13 protein-coding genes and 1 pseudogene are annotated in these 20132 nt (G+C 74.6%); 3 read left to right on the top strand and 11 right to left on the bottom strand.

The features are described from left to right. The first annotated feature begins 60 nt into the window (after positions 1–60). A complete protein-coding gene (locus tag RV983_RS30575; RefSeq protein ID WP_475988932.1) occupies positions 61–792 on the top strand; it encodes an MIP/aquaporin family protein in 732 nt (243 codons plus the stop codon). Positions 793–799: 7 nt separating this feature from the next. Then, positions 800–2327, top strand: a pseudogene (gene glpK, locus RV983_RS30570) (glycerol kinase GlpK); the annotation flags it as partial. Between the two features lie 129 nt (positions 2328–2456). On the opposite strand, the gene RV983_RS30565 reads toward glpK, so the two are convergent. From RV983_RS30565 to RV983_RS30550, 4 genes are all read right to left on the bottom strand, one after another. Then, a complete protein-coding gene (locus RV983_RS30565) occupies positions 2457–3062 on the bottom strand; it encodes a GTP-binding protein (protein ID WP_475988931.1) in 606 nt (201 codons plus the stop codon). Positions 3063–3218: 156 nt separating this feature from the next. Continuing rightward, a complete protein-coding gene (locus RV983_RS30560) occupies positions 3219–3611 on the bottom strand; it encodes a DUF742 domain-containing protein (protein WP_475988930.1) in 393 nt (130 codons plus the stop codon). 10 nt (positions 3612–3621) lie between these two features. Then, positions 3622–4038, bottom strand: coding sequence for a roadblock/LC7 domain-containing protein (locus RV983_RS30555; RefSeq protein WP_475988929.1), 417 nt, complete (start codon positions 4036–4038; stop codon positions 3622–3624). Beyond that, entirely contained in the window at positions 4035–6608 is a 2574-nt protein-coding gene (locus RV983_RS30550; RefSeq protein ID WP_475988928.1) for a sensor histidine kinase, read from the bottom strand. The genes RV983_RS30555 and RV983_RS30550 overlap by 4 nt, the downstream gene beginning before the upstream one ends. 322 nt (positions 6609–6930) lie before the next feature. Between RV983_RS30550 and RV983_RS30545 the strand changes: the two genes are divergently transcribed. Next, positions 6931–7365, top strand: a complete 435-nt coding sequence (locus RV983_RS30545) for a hypothetical protein (protein WP_475988927.1) — start codon at positions 6931–6933, stop codon at positions 7363–7365. A gap of 46 nt (positions 7366–7411) precedes the next feature. On the opposite strand, the gene RV983_RS30540 is transcribed toward RV983_RS30545, so the two are convergent. From RV983_RS30540 to RV983_RS30510, 7 genes are all read right to left on the bottom strand, one after another. Next, positions 7412–12157 carry a coiled-coil domain-containing protein gene (locus RV983_RS30540; RefSeq protein ID WP_475988926.1) on the bottom strand — a complete coding sequence of 1582 codons (4746 nt, stop codon included), beginning with the start codon at positions 12155–12157 and terminating at the stop codon, positions 7412–7414. Between the two features lie 61 nt (positions 12158–12218). Then, the gene (locus RV983_RS30535; RefSeq protein WP_475988925.1) at positions 12219–13100 is read right to left on the bottom strand and encodes a hypothetical protein; all 882 of its coding nucleotides are present in this window, start codon (positions 13098–13100) and stop codon (positions 12219–12221) included. 79 nt (positions 13101–13179) lie between these two features. Further along, on the bottom strand, positions 13180–14700 hold the full coding sequence (locus RV983_RS30530) for a hypothetical protein (RefSeq protein ID WP_475988924.1): 1521 nt from the start codon (positions 14698–14700) through the stop codon (positions 13180–13182). 276 nt (positions 14701–14976) lie between these two features. Further along, positions 14977–16005 carry an SGNH/GDSL hydrolase family protein gene (locus RV983_RS30525; RefSeq protein ID WP_475988923.1) on the bottom strand — a complete coding sequence of 343 codons (1029 nt, stop codon included), beginning with the start codon at positions 16003–16005 and terminating at the stop codon, positions 14977–14979. Then, a complete protein-coding gene (locus RV983_RS30520; protein WP_475988922.1) occupies positions 16002–17153 on the bottom strand; it encodes a glycosyltransferase in 1152 nt (383 codons plus the stop codon). The genes RV983_RS30525 and RV983_RS30520 overlap by 4 nt, the downstream gene beginning before the upstream one ends. After that, positions 17150–18271 carry a glycosyltransferase family 4 protein gene (locus RV983_RS30515; protein ID WP_475988921.1) on the bottom strand — a complete coding sequence of 374 codons (1122 nt, stop codon included), beginning with the start codon at positions 18269–18271 and terminating at the stop codon, positions 17150–17152. Before RV983_RS30515 ends, RV983_RS30520 begins: the two co-directional genes overlap by 4 nt. A gap of 347 nt (positions 18272–18618) precedes the next feature. Next, the gene (locus tag RV983_RS30510; RefSeq protein ID WP_475988920.1) at positions 18619–20079 is read right to left on the bottom strand and encodes a HEAT repeat domain-containing protein; all 1461 of its coding nucleotides are present in this window, start codon (positions 20077–20079) and stop codon (positions 18619–18621) included. Positions 20080–20132 lie beyond the last annotated feature (53 nt).

Here is a 20132-nt window from a genome sequence, read left to right as displayed (position 1 = left end):
TCTCCGTGCGATTCTCTGGCCGGCGCATGCCCGACACGTGCGCCCGCAGAAGGAGCCGCCATGTATTCCAACGGAGACGTCTTCGTCGGCGAGATCATCGGAACGGCGATCCTGGTCCTCTTCGGCGCCGGAGTGGTCGCGGGCGTGCTGCTCCACCACTCGAAAGCGAGGGCGTCGGGCTGGATCGTCATCTCCTTCGGCTGGGGCCTCGCCGTTCTGGCCGGGGCCTACACCGCGGGACCGCTGTCCGGCGGCCAGCTCAACCCCGCCGTGACCTTCGGGGTCGCCATCAGCTCGGGCAAGTGGGGCCAGGTGCCGTACTACCTGGCCGGGCAGTTCATCGGCGCGATGCTCGGCGCCGTGCTGTGCTGGCTCGTCTACTACGGCCAGTTCCGGGCCAACGTCGAGGAGGAGGCGCGGCAGCCCACGCTCGCGGTGTTCTCCACCATCCCCGAGATCCGCGTCTGGTGGCAGAACCTGATCACCGAGGCCATCGCCACCATGGGCCTGGTCCTGCCGATCCTGGCCTTCGGACTGAGCAAGGGCCTCGGCGAGACCGGCACCGGCACCCTCATCGTGGCCCTTCTCGTCACCGGTATCGGCCTGTCGCTCGGCGGACCCACCGGCTACGCCATCAACCCCGCGCGTGACCTCGGCCCGCGCATCGTCCACTCCGTCCTGCCCATCCCGTTCAAGGGCACCTCGGACTGGACGTACGCGTGGATCCCGGTGGCCGGCCCGCTGCTCGGCGGCGCCCTGTCAGGTCTCATCTACAACGCAGCGTTCAAGTGAGGCGGTCATGACCGAAACGTCCGACCAGGCCACGCGATACGTGGCCGCCATCGACCAGGGCACGACCTCCAGCCGGTGCATCGTCTTCGACTCCCACGGGTCGGTCGTCGCGCTCGACCAGCGCGAGCACCGCCAGATCTTCCCCAAGCCGGGCTGGGTGGAGCACGACGCGACGGAGATCTGGTCCAAGGTGCAGGCGGTGGTGGCGGGCGCGCTCGCCAAGGCACGGCTGCGCCCCGACCAGCTCAGCGCCCTCGGCATCACCAACCAACGCGAGACGACCGTGCTGTGGGACCGCGCCACCGGCCGCCCGGTGCACAACGCGATCGTGTGGCAGGACACCCGGACCGCCGCGCTGTGCGCCCGGCTCGGCGGCACCGACGGCCAGGACCGCTTCCGCGAGTCCACCGGGCTACCGCTGGCCAGCTACTTCTCCGGGCCCAAAGCCGCCTGGCTGCTGGACAACGTACCGGGGCTGCGGCGCCGGGCGGAGAACGGCGAGATCGCCTTCGGCACCATCGACTCCTGGCTGATCTGGAACCTCACCGGGGGCACCGAGGGCGGCGTGCACGTCACGGACGTCACCAACGCCAGCCGGACGATGCTGATGAACCTGGAGACGCTCCAGTGGGACCCGGCGATCCTCGCCGCGATGAACGTCCCCGAGGCGGTCCTCCCGGAGATCCGCTCCTCCTCCGAGGTCTACGGCACGGCGGTCGGGGGGCTCGCCGGGGTACCGGTCGCCTCGGCGCTCGGCGACCAGCAGGCGGCCGTCTTCGGCCAGGCCTGCTACGCGACGGGCGACGCGAAGAACACCTACGGCACGGGCAGCTTCCTGCTGCTCAACACCGGCGACCGCCCGGTACCGTCCAAGAACGGGCTGCTCACCACGATGGGCTACCGGTTGGGCAGCGAGCCGCCCGTCTACTGCCTGGAGGGGTCGATCGCCATCACCCGGCGCCCTCGTGCAGTGGTTCCGCGACAGCCTCGGCATCATCAGGTCCGCCGACGAGATCGAAACGCTGGCGGCGAGCGTCACGGACAACGGCGGCGCCTACATCGTGCCGGCCTTCTCCGGCCTCTACGCGCCCTACTGGCGCTCCGACGCGCGCGGCGTGATCACCGGGCTCACCCGGTACGTCACCAAGGCGCACCTGGCACGGGCCGTGCTGGAGGCGACGAGCTGGCAGACCCGCGAGGTCGTGGACGCGATGTACCAGGACTCCGGGGTGCAGCTGACCGCCCTCAAGGTGGACGGCGGCATGACCGCCAACGGCCTGCTGATGCAGCATCAGGCGGACGTCCTGGGCGTCCCGGTGGTCCGGCCCAGGATCTCCGAGACCACGGCGCTCGGCGCGGCCTACGCGGCGGGGCTGGCCACGGGTGTGTGGGACGGCCTGGACACGCTCAAGGCGCACTGGCAGCAGGACGCGCAGTGGCAGCCGCGGATGGACGGGAAGACCCGTGAGCAGGAGTACCGCCGCTGGAAGAAGGCGGTCGAGCGCAGCTTCGGCTGGGAGGACGACACGACCGGGGCGACCGCGGCAGCCGAGGCCACCGGCGACGACCGGGACGACCGGGACGACCGGGACGACCGCGAGGACGGAGTCCCCGTGCCGGCCGTCTGACCGGACCGCCCGGAACCGCCGTCCGGGCCGCGCGGCTCAGTTGGCGGCGGCCGCCCGCCGGACGCCCGCCAGCTGGGCCGCGTGCTCGACGACGGTGATGAGCACCTTCTTCGCCGAGGCGCGGTCCCGCGCGTCGCACATCACCAGCGGCACCTCGGGGTCGAGGTCGAGCGCGTCGCGGACGATCTCGGCCCCGTGCTGCTCGGCGCCGTCGAAGCAGTTCACGGCGACGGCGAAGGGGATGCCGCGCCGCTCGAAGTAGTCGATCGCGGAGAAGCAGTCCTCCAGACGCCGGGTGTCGGCCAGCACGACCGCGCCCAGGGCGCCCTGCGCCAGCTCGTCCCAGAGGAACCAGAAGCGGTCCTGGCCGGGGGTGCCGAAGAGGTAGAGGACCAGGTCCTCGCGCAGGGTGATGCGGCCGAAGTCCATCGCCACGGTGGTGGTCCGCTTGGCCTCGACGCCGGCGATGTCGTCCACCGGGCGGCCGGCCTCGCTCAGCGTCTCCTCGGTGCGCAGCGGCCGGATCTCGCTGACCGCTCCGACGAGCGTGGTCTTGCCGACGCCGAAGCCGCCCGCCACCAGGATCTTGAGGGTGACCGGCTCGACAACGGAAGGACGGCGGTCAGAGCGCCCGAAGACCATCGATCACTCCTGGAATTGTCGGACGGTCGGCTCACGGCAGGGGAACCCTACTACGATCCGACCATCCAACTTGCCATGGGCCCGGCGCCGTTGCCGGGGCCGTCGCTGCTCCCGCCGTTCCCGCCCTGCCGTTCCCGCGGGCCGCCCGACGGGCCGTCACAGGGCGCGCAGGCCCTCGATGACCTCGCGCAGCAGCCCCTCGTCGGGCAGTTCGGCGGGCGGGACCGGGCGGGTCACGTGCACCAGCCCGGCCTGCAGCACGTCGCCGACGAGCACCCGGACGACGCCGACCGGCAGATCGAGGTCGGCCGCGAGTTCCGCGACCGACGTCGGCTGCTCCCGGCACCGTTCCACGATGTCGACGTGCTCGGGCGACAACGTGCGGTCGGTGTCCTCCTCGGCGTCCCCGGAACGGGACTCGGAGATCACCAGTGCGATCAGGTCGAGCCGGCTCTCGGCGGCATGGCTGGTCCGCCCACGCGTCATGGCGTAGGGCCGCACCACGGGTCCCGCGTCGTCGTCGTACCAGCGGTCCGCTTCGGAAGTCATGGCGCGCCCGTCACACCACCGGGGCGTCTTCGTCGCGCGGCGCGGTGGCCAGGTGCACGCCCACCCGCTTCACCATCAGCGCCATCTCGTACGCGACCTGGCCGACGTCGGAGTCGGCGTCGGCGAGGACCGCCAGGCAGCTGCCGTCGCCGGCCGCCGTGACGAACAGGAAGGCCTCGTCCAGCTCCACGAGGGTCTGCCGGACCTGCCCGGCCTCGAAGTGCCGTCCGACGCCCTTGGCGAGGCTGTGGAAGCCGGAGGCGACGGCGGCGAGGTGTTCCGCGTCCTCGCGCGACAGCCCTTCGGACGCGCCCGTGGCCAGGCCGTCGCCGGACAGCACGAGGGCCTTGCGGATGCTGGCGACGCGGCCGACCAGCTCGTCGAGGAGCCAGCTCAGCTCGCGGGTCGGGCTCGATGGTGCGGTCATGGACCGTTCCCCTCCGTGGTGGTTCTGGTTGCGCTGTCTTCCCCCGGCTCCGCCGGGGGAACCCCCGTGCGGGCGGGACGGGGGGTGTCTGGTTCGTCGAGGTGGTCCGCCCGGCCGCGTTCCCAGCCGCGCTGGAGGGAGGCCATGCGGTCGCGCACCTCCTCGGGGGTCCGCTCGCGGCCCCCGTCGTCCCCGGTCGGACGGACGGCCGGCGTACGCGTCTGCGTGGTCCCGTCCGTGCGCAGTTGCGGGGCGAGGCTGGCCTGCCGCACCCTGCGCGGGAGCCCGCCGGATGCGCCCGCCTCCGGCGTCTCGGGAACCTCGGGCGTCTCGGGCGTCTCGGGCGTCTCGGGCGTCTCCGCGGCGGGCCCGGGGCGCTCCTTCATGACCGCGCCGACCGGCCGGCCGTTCTCGGCGACCAGTACCGGGGGCCGGCGGCGGCGCGGCAGGGCTCCCGGCGCGGCCGGTTCCGGCGCGGCCTGCGGGGTCGCCGGCCGGATCGCCGACAGCGGCGCGGCCCCGGACTCCGCGTCGTGCCCGCGGTGCTCGCGCGGCTCCTCGTCCGGCTCGGGGTTCAGGCCCCAGGTGCGGAAGCCGTGCTCGGTGGCGGCCAGCCGGGCGTCGTCGGGTCCGTTGAGGTCGCCGTCCCCGGCACGGCCCCCCGCAGCGGCGTCTCCGCTGTCGGTCAGCAGCGCCGTGGGGACGAGGACGACCGCCGTGGTGCCGCCGTACGGGGACTGGCGCAGCGAGACGCGCACACCCTGTCGCCTGGCGAGGCGGCTGACCACGAAGAGGCCGAGCCGGTCGGTGTCGGAGAGCTCGAACTCGGGGGTCTCGGCGAGCCGGAGGTTGGCCTCCAGCATGGCGTCGGGGGTGAGCCCGAGGCCGCGGTCGTCGATCTCCAGGGTGAAGCCGTTGGCGACGGCCTCGCCGTGCACCTGGACGCCGGTGTGCGGGGGCGAGAACACCGTGGCGTTCTCGATGAGTTCGGCGATCAGGTGGGTCAGGTCGGCGACGGCCGTACCGGCGACCGCGAGCCGGGGCAGCCGGCGCACCTCGACGCGCTCGTAGTCCTCGACCTCGGCGATGGCCGCGCGGACCACGTCCATCAGCTGGACCGGCTTGCGCCACTGCCGCGACGGCACCGCGCCGGAGAGGATGACCAGGCCCTCGGCGTGCCGGCGCATGCGGGTGGTCATGTGGTCCAGCCGGAAGAGGTCCGCGAGCTCCAGGGCGTCCTCGGTACGGCGCTCCATGGCGTCCAGCAGCGTCAGCTGGCGGTGCAGCAGGACCTGGCTGCGGCGCGCGAGGTTGACGAAGACCTCGGAGACGCCGCGGCGCATCTCGGACTGGCGCACGGCGGCCTCGACGGCGGCCCGCTGAAGGGTGTTGACGGCCTTGCCCACCTGGCCGACCTCGTCGTCGGCGTAGTCCAGGCGGGGGGCCTCGGTCTCCACGTCGACCTCCTCGCCCGCGGCGAGCCGGCGCATGACGCGGGGCAGCCGGACACCGGAGACCTCCTGGGCCTCCTTGCGCAGCCGCGACAGGTCGCGGATGAGGGCGCGGCCGATACGGATGGAGACGATGACGGAGGCGATCACGGCGACGAGGCCGAGCCCGCCGGCGATCGCGGCGCCGGCCAGCAGCCGCATGGCGATCGGCTCCGCGCTCTTCTTGTACAGATCGCCGGCCTCGGTGCCGGTACGGTCCAGGTCGCCGAGCGCGGTGGTCGCCGTGTCCTGCCACGAGGCGCGGTCGGCGGCCCGGGGTGCGCCGCCGGCGCCGGCGGCGATCACGGCGTCCTCGGCCTTACGCAGGGCACGTCCTGACCCGCCGTCCCAGTAGTCCTGGTAGACGGCGCGCTCGGCCTCCGTCAACAGGCCGAGGTTGTCGGCGAAGTAGGCACGCTGCTCGGCCACGGCGAAGGTGAACGAGCGCATCTCCTGCGGGCTCATGTGGCCGGCCGTGATGGCGGCGGCCATGAGGGCGTCCTCCTGGCTGACCGCCTCGCGGGCCCGGACGAGCTGGATCAGGGCGCGGCTCTGCTTGTCGATCGCCGCGTTGTTGAGCGGGTTGAGCGTGTCGAGGAAGTCGTAGCAGGGGCCGAACAGCGCGCTGTAGGCGGCGAAGGCCCCATTGCGGCTCACGGTGCCCTTGACGATCTTGTCGCGCAGCGCGTCGACGGCACCGAAACCGCTGACGACGAGATCGAGTCGGCGGCGCGCGTCCTCGGTGAGCGGGGCCCGGTTGCCGGGGGACGCGGCGTTGGAGCGCAGTTGCACAAGCAGATCGTCGGTCCGGCGCTCGAGGCGCAGCAGGACGCCGCGGGCGTCGGACCGGCGAGGATCGGCCAAGTACACCAGGGCGGCGCGGCGTTCCTGCTGGAGCGCCTGAACGGTGTCCTCGACGGGATAGCGGAGTTCGTTGACCGTGCGCTCCACACCGAACAGGCCCCACACTTGACGACCCGTCAGGGTGGCGGCGAAGGCCCAGATGACCGTGAGGGACACCAGCGGAATGAGCAGCAGTGCCACGATCTTCCGCCGGATCGTCGTACCGCGAAAGCGCATGGCCTCCCCAACGTCGGACCCGGTCACGGGACGTCCTGTTCCGGCAATAAACGGCGCGAGCCTACTACTGCAACCTGCCCCATCCGAAAGCCCACCTTGCTCCCTTGTCCCGGGAAGACCCGTTTCGTACCGATGAACGGTGGCCGTCCCTGGCCGAAATGCAGCGCACCGGGAACCACCGGCACCCTTTGTTCGTGATCCCGGCGGGAGGGGCGCTCCGGAATGCGGGGGCATTCATCGGCGGATACCGGGCAGCCACTCTGGAGTCGGACATCGGGGGTCCGGCACCGCACCACCCGGATCCCGCGAGGGAGCAGATTTCATGGACGACCTTGTCGAGGACGCATTGGATCGCGACATTCCGGAGCGGCGGAAGCGGCGCTCCCTGTGGGCCGAGGAGCCGGTCGGACGCCCGCGCATGCCCGATCCGGTCCGCGTCTCGGCCGTGCGGGCGGTGCTCATCGTGTCCCTCAGCCTCATCGCGGCGGTGGTCGCGACACTGGCGGCGGCCGGCGACTCCTGGATCGCCGCGCCCGCGACGGTCGCCGCCATAGGCAGCACCGTGGTGGCGACCTGGGCGGTGCTGGACGTGTGGATCACCCGCCAGGTGTGGAACCAGCGCAACGGCGTGCTCTCCAGCCCCAGCAGCGCCGCCCGCGCGCTGCGCCGTGAACGGCGGCGGGAGCGGCGCCGTGCGCGCCGCGGCGCGGGCGGCGCGCGGAGGCTGCCCGGGCACAGCGCGCGGGTGGCCTCGTAGGGCGGCCTCCGGGCGGCGGTTCCCACGGCACGGCGGGACGGCCCGGTCAGCCGCCGTCCTGCACGGCGGCCTGAACGGCGGACTGGACAGCGGCCTGCGCGGCGGACTGCTCCGCCGGGCGGCGGAACATCCGGGTCGCGGTGATCTCGCCGTGCACCGGCTCGGACTCCGGGTCGCGCTGCGGCAGTCCGGGACGCAGGTGCTCCTCCACACTGATGTACTTCAGCCCCGCCCGCAGATCGGCGTCATTGCGCAGCCGCACCACCAGCGGGAACTCCGCGAGGGCCGTGGTGTCGAACAGACCGGTGGTGTAGATCAGCTGGACGCCGAGCGCGTCGGCGACGGCACGCTGCAACTCCAGCAGGTACGTGGCGTTGGCGCGGCCGATGGGATTGTCCAGGAAGAGCGTGCCCGCGTGCCGGTGCCGGTCGCGGCCCCGGTCGTTGCTCCGCAGCGCCGCCATGGTGCAGTAGAGCGCGATGGCGGCGGTGAGCAACTGGCCGCCGGAGAAGACGTCGCCCATCTGCCCGACGGGGACGCGCTCGGCCCGCAGCACGGCGTCCGGCTTCAGGATCTCCACGGCCACGCCCTTGGGCTCCAGCGCCGCGGCCACCGCCCGCAGCAGCAGGGACATCCCGTCGCGCCGCAGATCGGAGTTCTTGCGGACGGCGGCGCGGGTGGCCTCGTCGATCACTTCTCCGAGCCGTTCACCGAGGACGGCGTGGTCCGGGTCCTCGAAGCGGATGCGCAGGAACTCCTGCCCGGACCACTCCCCCAGCCCCTCCGGCAGACGGGACAGCCGCTGCGCGGAGCGCAGGGTCGCCAGCGAGGACTCCACGAGGCCCCGCATCCGGTCCACGATGCTGTCGCGGTTGCGTTCCAACTGCGCCAGCTCGTCGGTGAGTACGCGCAGCCGGGGCTCGAACGCCAGGTGCCACGCCGCCGCGTGCTCCGGCAGCGCCGAAGCCGGCAGTTCCCGGATCTGCTGCCGGGCGGGGGTCCTGACCTGCTCGTAGCGGGCGGCGTTGGCGTGCCGCACGAGGACGTCGCTCGCCTCGCGCAGCTGCGCCTCGGCGCCCGACAGGTCGGCGGCGCAGCCGCGCAGGCCGCGGCGGGCCTCTGCGGCGGCCGTCCTGGCCTCCTCCAGGGAGCCGGGGTGCGGTTCGGGCTCGTCCTCCTCCTCGTCCGCCTGCCGGTCGCCGTCGCGGAGCAGGTCGCGCAGGAGCGCGGCGAGTTCGTCGAAGCCGCTCGCCGCGTCCTCGGCGCCGCGGTGCGCGCGGACGAGGTCGCCGTGGGCGGCGCGTGCGATGTCGAGCGCGTCCGTGCGGGCGGCGAGTTCGACGTTGGCACCGCGCAGCAGCTCCTGGGCGTGCTCGGCATCGCGGGGCACCAGTTCCCCGGGCAGCCCGGTGTGCGCCTCGCCGTCCGCGGGGGCGTGCCGCTCCGCCTCGCCCCGCAGCCGGCCCAGCCGTTCGCTCGCCGTGGCGGCACGCGAGTCCAGGGTGCCCACGAGCTGTTCGGCACGGGCGGCGGCGGCCTGCCGCGACGGGCCGTCGGCGCCGTCCGGTCCCTCCAGCAACCGGGCCGCACGGGTGCGGACCTTGTTGGTCAGGCGCTCCAGCTCGGTGAGGGCCGACTGCTCGCTGCTCTCGGCCCGTGCCTGCTCGGCGCGCAGGTCCGCGCCGACGCCGACCTTCTCGTACAGCTGTGAGGCCGCCCGGTACGCCTCGCGCAGCGCGGGCAGCGCCCCGGCGGGGCCCCCGGCGTCCTGCGCGGTGTCGGCGGGCGGCTCATCGGGGGCGCCGGTGATCTCGGCCCGCTCGGCGCGCAGGACGCGGGCGGTACGGCGGGCGTCGTCCGCGGCGCGCTGGGCGGCGCGGCGGTCCTCGTCGGCGGCGCGGGCCAGCTGCAGGCACGCCTCGGCGCGGGTCTCCGCCTCGGCGGCGTCCTCGGCCAGTTCGCGGGTCCTGCGCTGCCAGGTGGCACGTTCGCGCAGCCGGAACGCGAGGCCGGCCAGGGCGTCGGCGGCGCGGCGGGCCAGCTGGGCCGCCTCCTGCCGCTCGTCGCGCAGCCCGGTCGCCTCGGCTGCGGCCTCATCGGCCTCCACGCGCCGGCCGCGGGCCTCGGTGAGCTCGTCGCGGGCGGTCCCGGCGGCCGTCCGGGCGGTCTCGATCACCGTGGCAAGCTCGCCGAGTCGGCCCGGCGGGCAGCCGTCCCGCCATGACGACAGCCGGGCCGCGAGCGTGCGGTCCTCGGCCAGCCGGGCGGCCAAGCCCCGGATGTCCTCCTCGCGGGCGCCGGCCCGCGCGCGCAGCGCCTGGCGCTCGCCGTCGGCGGCCAACTCGTCGTGCATCGCCGGGTTCGGCGGCACGAGGAAGACCTCCGGCCCGGGACCTGCCGGGGCGGGCGGCGCCAGCAGGGCGGCGGAGGTGCCGACCGCCACCGTGGACCGGGGCAGCAGCGCCGCCTGGGCCAGTACCTCGCGGGCCCTTGCGTGGGCGCCGGGGTCCGTGACGACGACGCCGTCCACCAGTTCCGGCCGGGCGGCCAGCACCGCGGCGTGGTCGACCGGGTCGACGGCCTGCGCGAGGTACCGCCAGCCCGGGAGCGCCGGGATGCCGTGCTCCCCCAGGTACTCGACGGTGGCCAGCACGTCCGGACCGGGCGGCAGGAGGCCGCCGTCGCCGAGGGCGGCCAGGATGCGGGCGTCGTCGGCGGCGGCGGTGCGCAGGTCGAACAGCTGGCGCTCGGCGGACGCGACGGCGCCCTCCAGCATCTCCCCCAACGACTCGGCGAAGCCGTCGAGTTCTGCGGCGCTCAGCGGGCCGTCCGCGGGGTCGCGGGGGGCGGTGTCCTCCGTCGGAACGGCACGACGTGCGCCCGTGGCCTGCGGAGGGATGGCGGCGCCCGGCTCACCGGTGGGGCGGCCGCCGTCCGGTGCAGGGGCAGGCGGCAGGCTCAGCAGTTCCGCGAGGCGCGGCTCGGCGGCCAGGGCGTCGGCGGCCCGCGTCTCGGCGGCGTGGGCCGTCCCGGCCGCCGCGAGGGCGTCCGCGGCACGGGCGGCGGCGAGTTCGGCACGGGACTCCGCCGCGGCGGCCACGCGGGCGAGGTCGCCGGTGCGGCGAGCGGCCTCGCGGGCCGCCTCGGCGGCGTTCGCGGCGGCCTTCTCGGCGTCGGAGGCCTCCAGTGCCGCGCGGGCCGGATCGGCGTCCGGGGAGGAGTCGTCGAGCCATCCGGCACGGACCGCCTCGGTGGTCTCCTGCTCCACCTCGGCGAGGCGCTGCGCCAGGTGGCCGGACTCGCTGCGGGCGCGCTGGGCGGCGGTGGCCGCGTCGGTGGCGTCACGATGGGCCGCCTCGGACCGCGCCTGCAACTCCGCCGACCGCTCCTCCTCCGCGTCGGCGCGCTCGTCGGCGATGTCGGCGGCGGCGTGCAGGGCGCGCACCAGGTCCCCCGCGGCCTTGGTGCGGGCGGCGAGCGCGGGTGCGGCGTCGCGTTCGGCCTCGCGGATGGCGGCGGTGACGCGTGCGAGGCGATCGGCGGCGGCGCGGTGCCGCAGGACGATCTCGGCTGCCTGCCAGGCGGACTGGAACGTACGGGCGTCGTTGAGCTCACGACGCAGGGCCGCGGCGCTCTTCTCGCCCACGGCCAGTGCCAGCGAGGCGTGCCGGTAGGCGAGTTCGGCGGCGATCAGGGAACCGCGGCTCCGGGCGGCGTCGGCGTCGGTGACGGTGTGCGCGGCCCGGGCCACGTCCTCGGCGAGGTCGGCGGCCCGGCCGCGTTCCTCGTGGGCACGGGCCGACAGCCGCCGGGCGAGGCCCCGCGTACGGCGCTCGGACTGGGCGTGCACGGCGCGGGCCCGGTCGCGGGCGGCCGTGGCGTCCACGATGCGGCCGAGCAGTTCGAGGGAACCCGCGGTGAAGTCGCGTTCGGCGGTGAGTTCGGCCCGGCGGCCCAGCTTCCCGGCGAAGCCGTGGACGAGGTCGGCGAGGCCGTCGGTGTCCCGGGTGTCGGTGACCGCCCGCAGCAGCAGATCGGTGAAGTCGGAGTCCTTCTTGACCGCGAAGAGACCGGCCGCCTCGCCCTCGTCGGCGTTCATCTCCCGCTGGTAGCGGAAGAGTTCGGGGTCGAGGCCGAGCAGCCCCAGGTGCTCGTTCCAGCGGTCGTGGATCTCCTCCCACACCACGTCCAGGTGCGGGTAGAAGCGGCCGGCGTCGGTGAGGGCGTCGCGGAAGCCCTTCATCGTGCGGCGGCGGCCCCGGGCGCCCGAGGTGCCCTCGGCGGACGGCGGCACGGCGGTGGACTCGGCGACGGGCAGGGAGTCCAGGCTGAGCCCGGGGCCGGGCCGGAAGGAGTACCAGGCCTCGGCGAACCGCCGCGGGTCGGAGGAGACCTGGCGCCCCCGCCACTCGCTGACCTTGCCGACCACGACCAGTTCGCCGGTGACCGTGTGCTGCCACTCCAGCGCGACGTGCCCGCAGTCGTCCGCGAGCAGGAACTTGCGGAGGACACCGGAACTCGCACCGCCGAGAGTGTTGCGGTGGCCGGGCAGCATGACCGAGAAGATCAGCTTCAGCAGGACGGACTTGCCGCCGCCGTTCTCCAGGAAGAGCACACCCGCGGGCGCCGGGCGGCGCGGCGGGCCGGCCGGCTCCTCCGCGAAGAACTCCGCCTGGGCGGGCGCCGGCTGCGGCACGGGCTCGCCCACTCCGCGCAGGTCCAGCACGGTGTCGGCGTAGCGTGCGCCGGCCGGCCCGATGGAGTAGAGGCGGACCCGGGACAGCTCGTACATGGCGGACTCTCGTGGTGGTGGTCAGGGATCGGGGGACAGGATCGGGGAGGCGGGCCGGGGCTCAGGAGTGGAAGGGCAGGCCCGCGCCGGCGACCAGATCCAGGTCCTCGCCGTCCTCGGGCGGCAGCAGCGCGGCCGAGTCGTCGGCCACCGGGACGATGCCCAGGTCCAGCAGCTCCGCCATGGCGGCACTGCCGGCCATGTCGCGGACCTGCAACTGGTAGCGGGCGGTCGTACGGAACGTGCCGCCCGACTCGTCGCCCGTGCGCTGAAGGAAGCCGGAGTCGACGAGGAACGCCACCGCCTTGCCGACGATGCCGGTCGTGGAACCGGCCAGCCGGCGGGCGTCCTTGGTGGCGCCGGCCGAGCTGCGGCGTACATACACGCGCCAGGCGACCTCCATCCCGGGCGCGTCGCTGGCCGGGTCGGTGTTCTCGCCCTGCTCCTCGGCGCGTTCCTCCAGTCGCCGGCAGGCCTGGCGCAGGAACCCGTCGATGCCGTTGACGGTGACGCGGCCGATGTAGGCGTCGTCGGCGAGGTCCTCCGGGCGGGGGAAGGCCATGGCGGCGGTGGCCAGATGGGCCAGACCGTGCAGGAAGCGGTCACCGGCGTCGGATGCGGCGCGGCGCGAGTAGTCGCCTATGCGGACGGCGAAGACCGAGTCCTCGCCGGCGGCCATCGCCATGCCCGCACGGGGCGAGACCTCGAGCACGACGAGGCCGAGCCCGGTCGCGACGGCGTCGGCGAGCCGGGCGAAGGAGGGGTCCTCGCGGTAGCGGCGGATCAGCTCGGCGTACTCGGCGTCACGGGCGGGCAGCAGCTTCGGCTGGAGCCCGCAGGCCACCAGACGGGCGGCGTCCGCGGCGTCGGCGGGGGTGACGCCCGCCGTGCCGGCGGAGGGTGCGGGCTGGGGCGCGCTCTCGCCTTCGCGGTGGTCGCTCACGGGGTGGTCTCCTGGGGACGGACGGTGGTGCGGTGTGCGGTCGTTCGGGCGCCGGTGCGGCGCGCGGTGGTGGCCGTCGTCACGCCACCTCCGTGCGTTCCGCCGCCATCCCGGCAGCGTCCAGGCGGGCGGTGCCGACGATGAGGTCGGCGCCGCCGAACTCGGGGTCCTCCAGCTCGGTGCCGTCGTCGACGGCGAACAGCAGGCGCTCCTCGCCCTGGCGGTAGGCGGTGCCGACCGGCGGACTGGCGGCGTGCACGGCGAGCAGGGCGACCAGGTAGGGCAGTTCGGGATCACGGCGGCGGGCCTCGGCCAGCAGGCCGGACAGCCGGCGCGGGGCGTCGTGCGGCAGATCGAGCAGATCGAGGGCGGACTCCAGCTGCGCGTCGCTGAAGCGGCTGTCGTCCGGGGTGGCGATGAGGTCCGGCTCGGGCATCTCGGCGCCCAGGTGCTCGCGTTCCACCGGCGGGGTCAGCAGCGCGTCCACGAGGTCGGTGACCCGCACGGAGGCGGCCGTGCGGAAGCCCGTGCCCTTGGCGAACCAGGCGTCCGTGACGCGGAGCGCCCGTTCCACGGGGAGCGGGAGGACGGGGGCTACCAGTTGCCCGTACAGGTCGAGCACGCCGACAAGGGCACTGCCGCGCGGGGCGGCGAAGGCCTGGCGGTCCTGCTCGGCGCGGAAGATGGGGCCGGCTTCCAGCAGCCGTGACTGGAGCTGGGTATGGCGGCGGATGCAGTCCTTGACGATGTCGACGAGTTCGGCGGCACGGCGCTTGTTGTCGGGATCCTCGGCCTCGTCGCGGGCCTTGCGGATGTTGGTGAGGATCGCGTTCTCGTGCCGGTAGCGGTCGGCGACGTGGTCCAGCGCCTCGTCGATCATGTCGGGCACGGTGCGCAGCCAGTCGACGGCGCGGACGTTGCGCCGGGTGGCGTCCAGGGCGCGGCGCAGCGACTCGGCGTACTGCACGGTGCGGTAGCGGGCCTGCTCGGCGGCGAGCTGGGCGTCCGCGAGACGGCCGCGGTTGACCAGCACCTCCAGCTTGACCTCGGCCGCGATCTGGGCGCTGGTGACGTCGGTGTCCAGGGCGCCGACAAGGACGTTGACGGCCTCGTCCGTGGCGCGCAGATAGACCGTGCCGTCGCGGCCGGGGACCTCCTCGACGAGCTTGAAGTCGTAATCCCGGCGGACATAGGACCCATCGGGCCCGAAAGTGCCGTAAACGGCACGGAAGCCGCGGTCGACGCTGCCGACGTTGATCAGGTTCTCCAGCACCCAGCGGGCCACCCGCTCGTGCTCGACGGCGGAGCGGCCGGGGGCCTGGGCGGCGACGCGGGGCAGCAGCCGGGAGATTATCTGGTCGTGGTCGGCACCGGTGTCGAAGTCCATGTTGAGCGTGACCAGGTCGATGGCGGCCAGGGCGACCTCCGCCATCGCGTACACCGAGTACTCGCCCGCGAGGTTGGCCTTGCGCACGTCGAGATCGTGCAGCGGCGCGGTGCAGGCCAGGGCCTTGAGCCGACGGGCCAGGCCCTCGTCGGCGGCGGGTCCCGGCGCGGGCCGGACACCGCCGCTGAACTGGTGCGGAACGGTGGTGGTCACGACGACAGACTAGGCGGTCCCACCGACATCGGACGAAACGACGCGGACCGGCCGGTCTGTCCCCATGCCGCCCTCCCCCGCCTTCCCAGGTCCCCGCCGTCCTCCCCTGCCGTCCCCCGTCCTTGCCGGCCTTGCCGTCCTGGTTGTCCGTGCTGCCCGTGCTGCCCGTGCGGCCCTTGCTGTCCGTGCTGTCCGTGCGGCCCTTGCTGTGCTTGCTGTGCTTGCCGGATCCGCGGACCGGCCCGCGCCCGCCCGGACAGGGGGCGCGGTCCCGGGTCACGTCGTCGTCGGCGCCACGCAGGAAAGGCGTGCGAGCGCCAGCTCGGTGGCGTGCCGGGACCGCAGGTCCAGCAGGCCGTCGGTGCCCGCGAGGCGGTGCCGGGCCTCCTGGCCGGCCAGCCGCATGAGGTCGGGCAGCAGGTCCGTGCAGCGGGCCGCCACCCAGCGCGTGCCCTTGGTCGCCATCCACAGCACGCTCGCCGCGGCGCCGGGCCCGGGGCCTCCGGGGACCGTGGACGGTGGATCGCCGACCGGCAGTCCCTGCGCGACCAGCAGGTTGTGGAACTCGCGGGCCAGCAGGCGGTGTCCCAGCTCGCTGGGGTGCAGCCGGTCCGCGCTCCACGACGTGCGGTCGGCGACCCAGGAGTGCCGGGCGGCGTGCAGGTGCACCGCCCCGTACCGCTCCGACAGGGCGTGGACGACCGCGTTCAGCGCGGCCATGCGGCGTCCCAGCGGGCGGGCCAGCGGCCACGGCAGTCCGAGCATGCGCCCGGGGTCGGGCAGGCAGGCGGTGAGCACCACCGTGCCGTGGGCGCGCAGTTGGCTCACGACCGCGTCGAGCCGCCGGGCGACGGTGACGATGTCGAAGGAGCCGCGGAGGGTGTCGTTGGCGCCGACCACCACGGACGCGATGTGCGGGCGGTGGCTGAGCGCCTCCTTCAGCTGCTCCTCGGCGACGTCCTTGGTGAGTGCGCCGCTGCGGGAGCAGTTGATCATCCGTACGTCCGAGGGCTCCGCCGCGAGTCCGGCGGCCAGCAGCGCGGCCCAGCCGCGCCATCCGCCCGCGACGGGGTCGCCGAGCCCGGCGGTGAGGGAGTCGCCGAGCGCGACGAAGCGCACCTCGCGCGCGCCCAGCTTCGACACCAGGGACGGCACGGACGTCCCTGCCGGCGCCGCCGGCGCGACGGGGGTGACCGGCGCGACGGGGGTGACCGGCGCGGCGGTCACGGACGCCACAGAGGCCACCGGGGCCCCGGGCGCGGGCAGCTCCGCGGCGACGGGTGCGTCGGTGCCCGCCGTGGTCATGTCGCGACCTCCGGGCTGTACACGGGAGCGGCGTCGTGGGCGGCGAGGAAGGCGTTGACCGCGGTGGGCCAGCCGTACCGCTCGGCCTGGGCACGGGCGACGGCGCGCCGGATGTGCTCCGGCCGGGACAGCAGATGGCCGACCGCGTCGGCGAAGGCGGGGCCGTCGTCCGTGGCGGCGGCACCGGCCGGGCCGAGGATGTCGGGCAGGGCGGACAGGGCACTGGCGACGACCGGGGTGCCGCAGGCCAGGGCCTCCAGAGCGGACAGCCCGAAGGTCTCCACGGGGCCGGGCGCCAGGACCACGTCGGCGGTGGCCTGGAGCGCGGACAGCGAGTGGCGGCCCGCGACATGGCCGAGGAAGGACACCGGCAGCCGGGCCTCGCGGGCGCGCGCCTCCAGCCGTGCCCGCATCGGGCCCTCGCCGGCGACGACGAGCACCGCGTCGACGCCCTGGCTGCGCATGTGGGCGAGTGCCTCCAGCGCGCGGCCGGGGCGCTTCTCCGGCGACAGCCGCGAGCACATCACCATCAGGATCTCCGCGCCGCCCGCGTACCGGGCCCGCAACTCCGGGTCGTGGTGCGAGGGGTGGCAGTTCTCCAGGTCGACGCCGAGCGGTGCGCGCACCACGTTGCGGGCGCCGATCCGCTCGAACTCGGCGGCGGCCCATCCGGTCGTGCACACGATCCGCGAGTAGTGGTGCGCGCTGCGCCGGTTGAGGCGGTCGGCGGAGCTCTGTGCCATGGCGTTGGGCATGCCCCAGGTGCGCAGAACACCGTCGACGCTCTCGTGGCTCACCATGACGGCGCGCACCCGGCGGCGGCGGGCCCACTCGCCGGTCCAGCGCAGCGTCGTGCGGTCGGAGACCTCCAGGCGGTCCGGGCGCAGCGAGCCCAGGAGCTGCTCCAGGCGCGGGCGTCCGGTCAGCACGCGGTAGCCGCCGGTGCCGGCGACCAGCGGGCCCGGGAGAGTGATGACGCGGCCCTGGGAGGTCATCTCGTCGGAGCCGGTGGCCCCGGGGACGATCAGGATCGATTCGTGGCCGGCGGCGACGTAGCCCTCCCCGAGGTGGCGCAGCGCGGTGCGCAGGCCGCCGGAGGTGGGGGTGACGAAGTTGGCCAGCCGGACGATGCGCAGGGGGCGGTTCACGCGGCCACCGCCGTACGGGAGTCGATCACCTGGGTGTAGTGGTCGAGCAGCAGGTCGCCGACGGCCTCCCAGGTGCGGGCGGCGACGTCGGCACGGCCGGCGGCACCGAACTGGTCGCGCACCGCGGGCGCGGAGGCGAGCGTCCGTACGGCCTCGGTGACGGCGTCCACGTCGCCGGGCGGCACCAGCAGGCCGGTGCGGCCGTGCGTGACCAGGTCCAGCGGACCGCCCACGGCGGGGGCGACCACCGGCAGGCCGCTGGCCATGGCCTCCTGCACCGTCTGGCAGAACGTCTCGAACGGGCCGGTGTGGGCGAAGACGTCCAGCGACGCGTAGATCCGCGCCAGGTCGTGGCCGGTGCGGCGGCCGAGGAAGACCGCGCCGGGCAGTGCCTCCCGCAGGCTCGGGGCGCTCGGGCCGTCGCCGACGATGATCACCTTGACGCCCGGCAGCCGGCAGGCGCCGGCCAGCAGCTCCACGTGCTTCTCCTGGGCGAGGCGGCCGATGTAGCCGACCAGTACCTCCCCGTTCGGAGCGAGCTCGCGGCGCAGTGCCTCGTCGCGGTGCGACGGGTCGAAGCGCGAGGAGTCCACACCGCGCGGCCACAGGTGGACCCGCGGCACCCCGTGCTCCTCCAGGTCGCGCAGCGACGCGCTCGACGGGGCCAGCGTGCGGTCCGCCGCGGAGTGCACGGCGCGGATGCGGCGCCACGCGGTGTTCTCGCCGAGGCTCAGGTACGTACGGGCGTAGCCCGCCAGGTCCGTCTGGTAGACGGCCACGGCCGGGATGCGCTGCCGGGTGGCGGCGGCCATGCCGCGCACCCCCAGGATGAACGGGCTGGCCAGGTGGACCAGTTCCGCGCGGTGCGCGGCGATCGCCGCGGCGGTCCGGCGGCTCGGCAGCGCCACCCGCACCTGCGGGTAGCCGGGCAGCGGCAGCGACGGCACGCGGACGACGGGGCACGGGTCGTCTCCGGGTGATGCGTCGAGCGGTCCTGCTGGTGCGATCACCAGCGGTTCATGGCCCTTTCGGACCAGGTGCTCGGCCGTACGCAGGGCGCAGTGGGCCACTCCGTTGACGTCGGGAGGGAAGGACTCGGTGACGATGGCTACTCGCATACGGACGTTGTCGGCTCTCTGGGCGTGTTCCCGGCCACGTGGATCTTTCACCTTGGGGAACGGGCCGTGAGCGTTGGCCCCTCACTGGGCCTTCCGCCCGAAGCGCCGGTCCCAGGGCGAACCGGGCCCAAACGATCGACTGCCCCGGAATACGCCGTCCTGCGGCTGCCAAGGGGCGCTGCGAGTGCCATCCGTGGAAAGAGAACGCCGCCGGTTCCCGGCGAGTTCCCACGACCCGCGAATGTGTCCGAAAACCGGTGCGTGCCACGCCTGTTGCCGCGCCGCGGACACGGCCGCCGGGAGTCCACCGGGGGACCCGCCCCCGGGATCCGGTCGGCCGGATGCGGTCAGCGGGCGGGTTCGCCGGAGCTGAGGCGGCCGCGCACGGCGGTCTGGACCTCGGCCTCCTCCGCCGGGTCGGCGGCGAGCCTGCGGAGCTGCGCGAGCACGCGGACGTCGGCGGTGGTGGCCGCACCCGCGGCGAGCTCGCGGGTGGTCTCCTCGCAGTCCCAGAGGCACTCGACGGCCAGACCGGCGCCGAAGGAGGGGTCGGTGGACGCGAGGGCGTGGGCGGCGACGCCACGCAACTGCGAGGAGGAGGTCTCGCGGTAGATGTGGCGCAGCACGGGGGCGGCGCAGTCGATCCTCAGGCGGCCGGTGCCCTCGACGAGTTCGGCCAGTCCGTCGGCGTCGGCCCCCTCGTGCTGGACGAGGCGGCGCAGGGCACCGAGGACGCGGTCGGCGTCCTGTGCGGCGCCGCGGCAGGCGAGCATGCGGCCGGCGGCGGCACCGAGCGCGTCCTCCCGGGCGGACCAGGCACGGGCGCGCGTGACCGCGGCGACGCTGCGCATGCGGGCGAACGACTCGAGCGCGGCACGGGCGACGATGCCGGAGGGATCGGCGGCGGCCGCCTCCACGAGGTCGAGGGCGGCGCTGTCCTGGCGGTCTGCGAGGTGCCTCAGGGCCGCGGCGCGGGCCGCGTCGGGACCTGCGCTGGCGGCCTCGATGAGCGTGTCGCGGTCCTCCGGTCCTGCGACGGCGGCGAGACACCGGGCGGCGGGCGCGTCGCGGTGTTGCGGCGGGTTGGCGGACAGGCCCTCCTCGGCCCAGTCCAGCACGGCGCGCACGCTCCACCCCGGGGTCGGGCCGGCCGGCCGCAGCTGGCGCTGCCAGCGGTCGAAGGCGGTCTGCTCCGAGGCTTTGCGCACGCGTTCGGAGACCTCGGGGTCGGTGTCCTCGGCCCACAGCCGCCAGGGCCGGGGCTCGTACGCCTCACGCAGCGCGGCAGCCAGTCGCGCGTCCCCCTCGGGGGTGCGCGGGAAGCGGGCGAGGACGGAGGGACCGAGCGCCCTCAGCGCGTCGTCGTCGTCACGCACCGCGAGTTCGTCCAGCGCCCATTCCCAGGTGCCGCCCTCGGCGGCGTAGCGGCGGAGCAGCAACACGGCGTCGCGGCGGCCGTAGCCGGCGAGGTGGCCGAGCACGGACAGGGCGAGGCCGCAGCGGTGCTCGTCGGGGCCGGCCGTCGAGTCGGCGCCGCCGGGGCCGTCGGTCCCGCCGAGGTCGTCCGGGGCGAAGAGGTGCTGTTCGATGCCGTCGAGCGGGCCCTCGAGCTCGGAGTACAGGCGTGCGTAATAAAGGGAGCGTGACTCCACGCGCCAGTCGTGGCGTGGGTCGCGCAGGACGCACTGCTCCAGCGCGGCGAGCGCGTCGGCTCGCTGCGCCGCGAGGGCATGCAGGGTCCCGTCTCCGCGTCCTCGCTGGAGGAGGCCGAGAAGGGTACCGCTGGGCGCTATGTCGGGGTCGAACATGAGGTCAGCATCCGGTGCGGGGGGTAGGTTGGCAACGGGATTTTCCGTTGCCG

It is taken from the genome of Streptomyces sp. RLA123 (genome assembly GCF_056270165.1).
Note: the sequence above shows the minus strand (reverse complement) of the source record. Positions and strands in the feature narration are given on the sequence as shown.